Origin of the sequence: Corallococcus sp. 4LFB (assembly GCF_046520365.1) — a bacterium.
GTDB classification, from domain to species: Bacteria; Myxococcota; Myxococcia; order Myxococcales; family Myxococcaceae; genus Corallococcus; species Corallococcus caeni.
Genome location: NZ_JBKGHJ010000432.1, coordinates 1 through 7,176, shown reverse-complemented (window position 1 = coordinate 7,176; position 7,176 = coordinate 1). Strand labels below are relative to the sequence as shown.

6 protein-coding genes are annotated in these 7,176 nt (G+C 70.6%); 1 reads left to right on the top strand and 5 read right to left on the bottom strand.

Annotation, left to right across the window (positions count from 1 at the left end; translation table 11 throughout):
- From ACLEQD_RS33050 to ruvB, 5 genes are all read right to left on the bottom strand, one after another.
- Nucleotides 1-854, bottom strand: an 854-nt coding sequence (locus ACLEQD_RS33050; protein WP_410389500.1) for a DUF4388 domain-containing protein, incomplete at its 3' end; no start/stop codon positions are given.
- Nucleotides 855-883: 29 nt separating this feature from the next.
- A complete protein-coding gene (locus ACLEQD_RS33045) occupies nt 884-1,978 on the bottom strand; it encodes a thioredoxin domain-containing protein (RefSeq protein WP_410389498.1) in 1,095 nt (364 codons plus the stop codon).
- 56 nt (nt 1,979-2,034) lie between these two features.
- Nucleotides 2,035-2,979, bottom strand: coding sequence for a UDP-3-O-acyl-N-acetylglucosamine deacetylase (gene lpxC, locus ACLEQD_RS33040; RefSeq protein ID WP_410389497.1), 945 nt, complete (start codon nt 2,977-2,979; stop codon nt 2,035-2,037).
- Nucleotides 2,980-3,427: 448 nt separating this feature from the next.
- Entirely contained in the window at nt 3,428-4,915 is a 1,488-nt protein-coding gene (locus tag ACLEQD_RS33035) for a hypothetical protein (protein WP_410389495.1), read from the bottom strand.
- Nucleotides 4,916-4,931: 16 nt separating this feature from the next.
- Nucleotides 4,932-5,966 (bottom strand): Holliday junction branch migration DNA helicase RuvB, encoded by a 1,035-nt coding sequence (gene ruvB / locus ACLEQD_RS33030; protein WP_338264976.1) that lies wholly within the window; start codon nt 5,964-5,966, stop codon nt 4,932-4,934.
- A gap of 119 nt (nt 5,967-6,085) precedes the next feature.
- Between ruvB and ACLEQD_RS33025 the strand changes: the two genes are divergently transcribed.
- Complete coding sequence (locus ACLEQD_RS33025) at nt 6,086-7,171, top strand: hypothetical protein (RefSeq protein WP_410389493.1); 1,086 nt, start codon at nt 6,086-6,088, stop codon at nt 7,169-7,171.
- Nucleotides 7,172-7,176 lie beyond the last annotated feature (5 nt).

Sequence of the window (7,176 nt, the reverse complement as noted above, 5' to 3'; positions counted from 1 at the left end):
GCCACGGGCGCCTCCGCGGCCCGGACGGCCAGGTGGCCGCCGCGCACCGCCTCCTCCACGCCGCTGTAGAAGGCGTACTGGCTGCCCGCGTAGGCGGCCCTCAGCGCGCCCAGCGTCGTGCCCTCGCCCAGCTTGGCGAACAGGGCCTCCTCGCCGGGCAGCGCGCCCTGGGGGCCCGGCGTCACGCGCATGTCGTCCGGGAAGCGGCGGCGCAGCCGGCCCGTCTCCTCCGCGCGCTTGATGCCAGTGAGCACCAGGTCGCGCGTGCGCTCCGGCAGCTTCACCGCGTCCACCGCCGGGGCCTTCGCCTCCAGGAAGAGGAAGCTGCCCTCCACCATCTCGAAGAGGTTGAGCACCACCTCGCGCACCACGAACGTCATGGCGCTGTAGAGGCTGGCCTCCGACACGAGCCCCTGCGACGTGAGCACCTGGCCAATCCGGCGCGCGGGCGTCACCTGCGCGAGCGCCTGGGTGAGCTTCGCCTCCGTCAGGAGCCCCAGCCGCACCATCACCGCGCCCAGCCGCTCCCAGCGCTCGCTGGAGGTGGCGAACACCACCTGCCCGTCGCGGAACGCCACCGTGCGGCGCACGCTGGCGTGCTGCACGACGAGCTGGCCGGTGCGGATGCCGGAGAGGATCTGGGCGAAGACCTCCTCGACCGAGAGCGTCCCCAGGCTGCCGGCGAAGAAGCCGGACGCGCCCTGGGACTCCGGGAGGAGCACCAGCCCCTCCGGCGCCAGGAAGTGCGCCGAAAGGGGCCGGGTGGGAGAGACGACGGCGGCGAGCGGCCGCTCCAGCTCGAGCGAAGCCGCCTCACCGCTCACACGGGGCGTGGCCCTGGGTTTGGACGCCACCGCATCCCTCCCTCACCGCGACTGAAGGACTACTTCGCGCCCTTGAGCTCCGCGTCGATGACGCTCTTGAACTCGTCGAAGGGCTGCGCGCCCGACAGCATGATGCCGTTGATGAAGAACGCCGGCGTGCCGCTGACGCCCACCTTGGAGCCGTCCGCCATGTCCGCCTTCACCGCCGCGGCCTTCTCGCCGGAGTCGAGGCAGGCGTTGAACTTGGCGGTGTCCAGCTTCAGCTCGCCCGCGTACTTCTTCAGGTCATCCACGCCCAGCGCCTGCTGGTTGGCGAAGAGCTTGTCGTGCATCTCCCAGAACTTGCCCTGGTCGTTGGCGCACAGCGAGGCCTCGGCGGCCTTCTGCGCCTGCTTGTGGAAGTCCAGGGGGAACTGGCGGAACACCAGGCGCACCTTGTCGCCGTAGGTCTTCGTCACCTGGTCCACCGTGCCGATGGCGCGGCTGCAGAACGGGCACTGGAAGTCGCTGAACTCCACGATGGTGACGGGCGCGTTCTCCGGACCCTTGGACGGGCCGGTGGCGGCCACCTGCTTGCGCTCCGCGGGCGGGCGCGGGGGCTCGGGCAGCTCGTACTTCACGTTGGCGCCCTGGCGCAGCGAGTCGAAGAACTTCTGGGCCTGCTCCTGCTTCTGCTGGCCGGACAGGAAGTCCACGATCTGCGGCTTCATCTGCTCGTAGGTCGCGCCCGGGGGCAGCTGGCCCTTGGCGCCCTCGAACACTTCCTTGATCTTCTCTTCCGGCGGCGCGGGGATCTTGTCGTCGATCTCCGCCTTGAGCAGCTGGTCCTCGGTCATGCCGCGCTTCGTCGCCTCGGCCTTCACCAGGCGCTCGGTGACGAGCCCTTCCAGGCCGCGCTTGCGCAGCTGGAACTTCTGCTTGTCCAGGTTCGCCAGCGGCTCCTTGATGCGCTCGTTGAGCTCACCGAAGGTGACCTTCTCGTTGTTGCCGAAGGTGGCCACCACGGTGTCCGGCGAGGGCTCCGCGGCATTGGCGGCCTGGGCCTGCGCGGCGGGCGCCTGGGCATTGGCCGGCGCCTTCTCCTTGTTGCAGCCGGCGGTGAGGGATGCCGCGAGGAGGGCGGCCAGGGCGATGCGAGTAGAGCGCATGGACATAGGCCGCCGACTTAATAGAGGTCCTCGGGGCTGGCAAGGAATTGCCAGCCCGGCGTTCAGGCGACCAGGGGCTCCAGCTCCAACGCGCCCGCGAGGCTTCCACGGCCCGGCTCACGCCCCTCCACGTCCCGGCGGCGCGCGGTGACGATGTCGAAGCTGGAGGGGTCCGCCAGCACCTTGCGCACCAGCTTGTGGTTGAGCGCGTGGCCCGTCTTGAACGCCGTCATGTGGCCAATCACGGGCCGGCCGAACAGCGACACGTCGCCGATGGCGTCCAAAATCTTGTGGCGCACGAACTCGTCCGGGAAGCGCAGGCCGTCCGGGTTGAGGATGGCGGCCTCGTCCACGACGACGGCGTTCTCCAGCGAGCCGCCGCGCGCCAGGCCCAGCGTCTTCAGCTTCTCCACGTCGCGCAGGAAGCCGAACGTGCGGGCGCGCGAGATTTCGCGCGAGAAGCCCCGGTCGTTCACGTCCACGTCGAAGGACTGGCCCTGGATGACGGGGTGCTCGAAGTCGATGGTGCAGCTGATGCGGAAGCGCCGCGCGGGGGTGAGCGAGGCCTGCTTGTCGCCGTCCTGCACCACCACGCTCTTCTTCATGACCAGGTACTCGCGCGGCGCGTCCAGCTCGTGCGACCCGGCCTCCATGATGGCGTGGGTGAAGGGCGCCGCGCTGCCGTCCATGATGGGCACCTCCGGCCCGTCCAGCTCTGCGCGCACGTTGTCGATGCCCAGCGCGGCGAGCGCGGACATCAGGTGCTCCACCGTGCCCACCTTCACGCCGTCGCGGCCCAGGGTGGTGGCCAGCGACGTGTCCACCACGTACTCCGCCAGCGCGGGGATGCTCACCGGGCGCGCCAGGTCCGTGCGGACGAAGACGATGCCATGCCCCGCGGGCGCGGGCTTCAGGGTCAGCGTCACGGGCAACCCGGAGTGGAGCCCCACGCCGCGGCAGATGGCCGGCTGGGTGAGGGTGCGCTGGAAGTCGGTGAACTGGAGCATGTCGGTGTCGCCTCTGGAGACTGCTTCTTGCTGACGCACGCGGGGTACGGCCCCGTCAGGCCGTTCCACCGCGGTCTGACGCGGTGCACATAGGAGCAATCAACATGCCACGCGGCCGTGACACAAGGACTGCGGCGAGGGGTCCCCCTGCCCTTCCCAACCCCCTGGAACTGCTGGAGTTCCAGGGCCCGGGACGGGGTACGGCCTGGACCGGGGCGCGGACACCCCTCTTGGGAAACCCACCACTGCTCCTCCCACCGTGACAGCGATGTCCGGAATCCATCCTTCGGACCCCGGCGCTCCCGGATGCTTTCAAGCCAACAGGGAGTGCGTGTCACCCACGCGACAGGGGCGCGTCTCTATCGCAGGCGAGTGCCCGGAAGCAAACGCAGGCCCGGGCCTCACGGGGAGTCCGGGGCTTGACGGAATCCCTGTCCGGGCGGGTGGGTCAGCGTCCGCCAGGCGACAGGAAGCGATCTCTCAGGGCTTCCGCGTCCGGCCTGTCGAAGCCGCGGCCCTGGAGGAGGGAGCGGCGGCTGACGGCGTGGAAGGTGGTCTCCAGCGTCTGGGAGAAGCGGCGGAGGTCCTCCGCCAGGCGGCTGCGGATGCCGGGGCCTTCCGGGGGCCAGGGCAGCTCCACCAGCAGCGAGGTGAAGCGGTCGAAGGCGTCGTAGTCCGCGTAGCGCAACAGCTGGTAGCCGCCGTCGTGGAAGTAGTCGAGGAACGACTTGAGGGCCTCCAGCACGCGCTCGGCGGACACCACGTCGTCGGAGCGCAGGTGGCTTTCAGCGGCGCGGCAGAGCTGGGCGTAGACCCACAGGTCCTTGCGCAGGCGCAGCGCGGCGTCCTGGGCGCTGGTGAGGTGGGCGAAGGCCTCCTCCCCCAGCGAGCCGTTGGGGGCCAGCGCGTCCACCAGCGCGACGATCTGCTGGCGCAGTAGCGTGGTGAAGGCCTCCGCGGCGCGCAGGGGGGCGGCGGGGTCGCGGTCCAGGTCCACCAGCACGTCCCGGGCGATGCGGTCCGTCTCGCGGGCCAGGTCGCGCGCGGCGCTCAGCGCGGCGGCCTGGAGGTGCTTGGGGCCCGCCTTGGGGGACAGCTCCGTGTGCAGGTAGCTGGCGACGGCGGACACCTCGCCGCGCACCAGGGACAGGAGCACGCGCACGCGCCGGGGCACGGGCGGCTGGGACTCCGGATCCACGTGCGTCAGGTAGTGCAGCACGCGGAAGAGGCCCAGGAACGCGGTGGTGAAGAGGGGCCGCGTGTCCGCGGGCAGCGCGCCCAGGACGTCCAGCAGGCGCACGGAGCGCAGCCGGTCGTACTCGACACGGAACTCCAGCGGGCGGAAGGGGCGGAAGTAGCGGTTGAGGACGATCTCCCGCAGCGTCAGCTTGCCCACGTCCTGGAACAGCGACAGGCCGATGAGTGGCAGCTGGAGCAGGTTGTCGAGCAGGTTCTTCAGCGCGTCGAAGGCCTCGCGCACGACGAAGAGGCTCTCCGGCGGGGTCTCCTGGTCCAGCTCCTCTTCAATCAACAGCCGGCGCACGCGGTCGTCCGCGAGCTGGGTCTCCACGTACTTGCGGAAGACCATCTTCGGGTCGCTGTCCGGGTCCTGCAGGTGCCGGGCGACGCGCACCGCGCGCTCCATGGCGTCGCGCACGTCCACCAGCTCCTCGTGGAAGTCGCGCGTGACCAACGGACGGGCGCGGGCGTCCACCACGGAGTTGTGGAGGTTCAGGTAGCGCTCCACGGCGCGCAGCCACATCTCGAACTCGAAGAGCAGCTCCTCGCGGCCCTCCACCGGGACGCCGCGCAGCCAGCGCTCCCGCTCCGCGAGGAAGCCCGCGCGCGTGGCCTGCGAGGCGCGCATCAGGTCGCCGTAGTAGTCGCGGGAACCGGGGAGGACCGTGGGCACGGCGGGCGCGGAGGCTTGGCTCATGGCGGAGGAGGTGGGGCTAGAAGAGGGTCCCCTGTGGGGTGGGGGGCGGCGTCTTCTTGAAGTACTGGTAGGTGCGCAGCGTGGCGGTGCGGCCCCGCGGCGTGCGCATGAGGAAGCCCTCCTGCATGAGGAAGGGTTCGTAGACGTCCTCGAGGGTGTCGCGCTGCTCGCCCACGCTCGCGGCGATGGTCTCCACGCCCACCGGGCCGCCGCCGAACTTCTCCAGGATGGTCAGCAGAATCTTGCGGTCCATCGCGTCCAGGCCGCTGGCGTCCACGCCCAGGCGGCTCAAGGAGTCGTGCGCCAGGTCGTAGGTGATGCGGCCGTTGCCCTCCACCTGGGCGAAGTCGCGCAGCCGGCGCAGCAGGCGGTTCGCGATGCGGGGCGTGCCGCGCGAGCGGGTGGAGATTTCACGGCTGGCGGCGCGGTCCATGGGCACGCCGAGGATGCGCGCGGAGCGGTCCAGGATCTGCTCCAGGAACTTCGGCTCGTAGTACTCCAGGCGCTCTTGAATCTGGAAGCGGTCGCGCAGCGGGGACGTGAGCAGGCCCGTGCGCGTGGTGGCGCCCACCAGCGTGAAGGGCGGCAGATCAATCTTCATCGCGCGGGCGGCGGGCCCGGTGTCGATGGTGATGTCCAGCCGGAAGTCCTCCATCGCCGGGTAGAGGTACTCCTCCACGGCGGCGTTGAGGCGGTGGATTTCGTCGATGAAGAGGATGTCCCGCTCGTTGAGGTTGGTGAGCAGGCCCGCCAGGTCGCCCTTGCGCTCCAGCGCGGGGCCGCTGGTGACGTGGATGCCCACGCCCAGCTCGTTCGCGATGAGGTGCGCGAGCGACGTCTTGCCCAGGCCCGGGGGGCCGGAGAACAGACAGTGGTCCAGCGCGTCACCCCGGCTCTTCGCCGCGGCCACGTACACCTTGAGCTTCTCGACGACCGCCCCCTGCCCCACGTACTCGTCGAAGGTGCGCGGGCGCAGGGAGGCTTCCAGCCGGATGTCTTCCGGCTGAACATCTCCCGAGAGGGTGTCGTCGGACTTCCTCGCCATCGCCATTGCGACCCTATACAGCGAAGGGGCCACATGTCGCTGCCCTTCTGGCGGCGCTACACTCGGAGTGGCACGCCGACCGGCCAGCCAGGGGGCCTGTCCCCCTGCCCGAAGGGAGTCGCGTCATGATTTCCGCTTCCGCCCCGTTCCGTCCCCTGCCCCTGTTGCCCGAGGCCCGCGCCGAGCGTTCGCCCGGCCCCCGGTTGCAGAAGCTGCGCCGCGCCGCGCTGGAGGCCCGCGAGGCCTTCGTCCGGGAGGGCCCGGTGGCGGCGGTGGCCACTTGCGACCTCATCACGTTCCCCTACCCCACCCTGTTCGCCTTCAGCGGGGCGGCGCTGTCCCCGGCGCCGTACGTGATGATGACCAACCGCATGCAGGTGGTGCAGTTCGCGGAAGGAGGCACCGGCCAGCGGCGCACCCTGCTCTTCAACCCCACCGACTACGAGCGGGGCCACGCGGCGCCCTTCTACCGCGCGCTGCGCGAGCGCTACGGCGCGTTCCTGTCCGACAAGGTGATGTCCACCCGCCACGGCACGGTGCAGGGCCACCTGGAGCAGCTGGGGCTGACGCCGTCGGACGTGGACTACCTGGCCTTCGACCACCTGCACATCCAGGACCTGCGCGGCTGGCTGGGCGGTGAGGGAAAGCCGGGCGTCTTCCCCCGGGCGAAGCTGCTGGTGCAGCGCGCCGAGTGGACCATGGTGAAGCACCTGCACCCCATGCAGCACGTGTGGTTCGTGCCCGGCGGCACGGATGTCCCCGAGGAGCGCGTGGTGCTGCTGGACGGGGACACGTGGCTGGGCCAGGGCGCGGCGCTGCTCAGCACGCCCGGCCACACGCAGGGGAACATGTCCCTGGCGGTGGCCACCGCGAATGAAGTCTTCGTGGTGAGCGAGAACGGCGTGAGCACGGAGAGCTTCACGCCGCTGTTGTCGCGCATCCCCGGCGTGCGCCGCTTCGCGGAGCAGATGGGCTGGGAGGTGGTGCTCAACGGCAACACGCGCGAGGACTCGCTGGAGCAGTACGCGTCCATGGTGGTGGAGAAGCTCTTCGCGGGCCCGTCCGCGTATGACGCGTCGTTCGTGAACTTCCACCCGTCGTCGCTGCTCACCGCGCACCTGCTGGCCCCGGGCCTGGGCCCCACCGTGGTGCTGCCCGCGCCGAACACGGGCGGGCTGCACCCCACGCCCGCGATGCGGCGCGCGGCCTGAGCGGC

Coding starts and splice junctions, on each gene's coding strand:
- lpxC (WP_410389497.1), bottom strand. CDS start 2,979: ATGCTCCAGTTCACCGACTTCCAGCGCACCCTCACCCAGCCGGCCATC.
- ACLEQD_RS33045 (WP_410389498.1), bottom strand. CDS start 1,978: ATGTCCATGCGCTCTACTCGCATCGCCCTGGCCGCCCTCCTCGCGGCA.
- ACLEQD_RS33025 (WP_410389493.1), top strand. CDS start 6,086: ATGATTTCCGCTTCCGCCCCGTTCCGTCCCCTGCCCCTGTTGCCCGAG.
- ACLEQD_RS33035 (WP_410389495.1), bottom strand. CDS start 4,915: ATGAGCCAAGCCTCCGCGCCCGCCGTGCCCACGGTCCTCCCCGGTTCC.
- ruvB (WP_338264976.1), bottom strand. CDS start 5,966: ATGGCGATGGCGAGGAAGTCCGACGACACCCTCTCGGGAGATGTTCAG.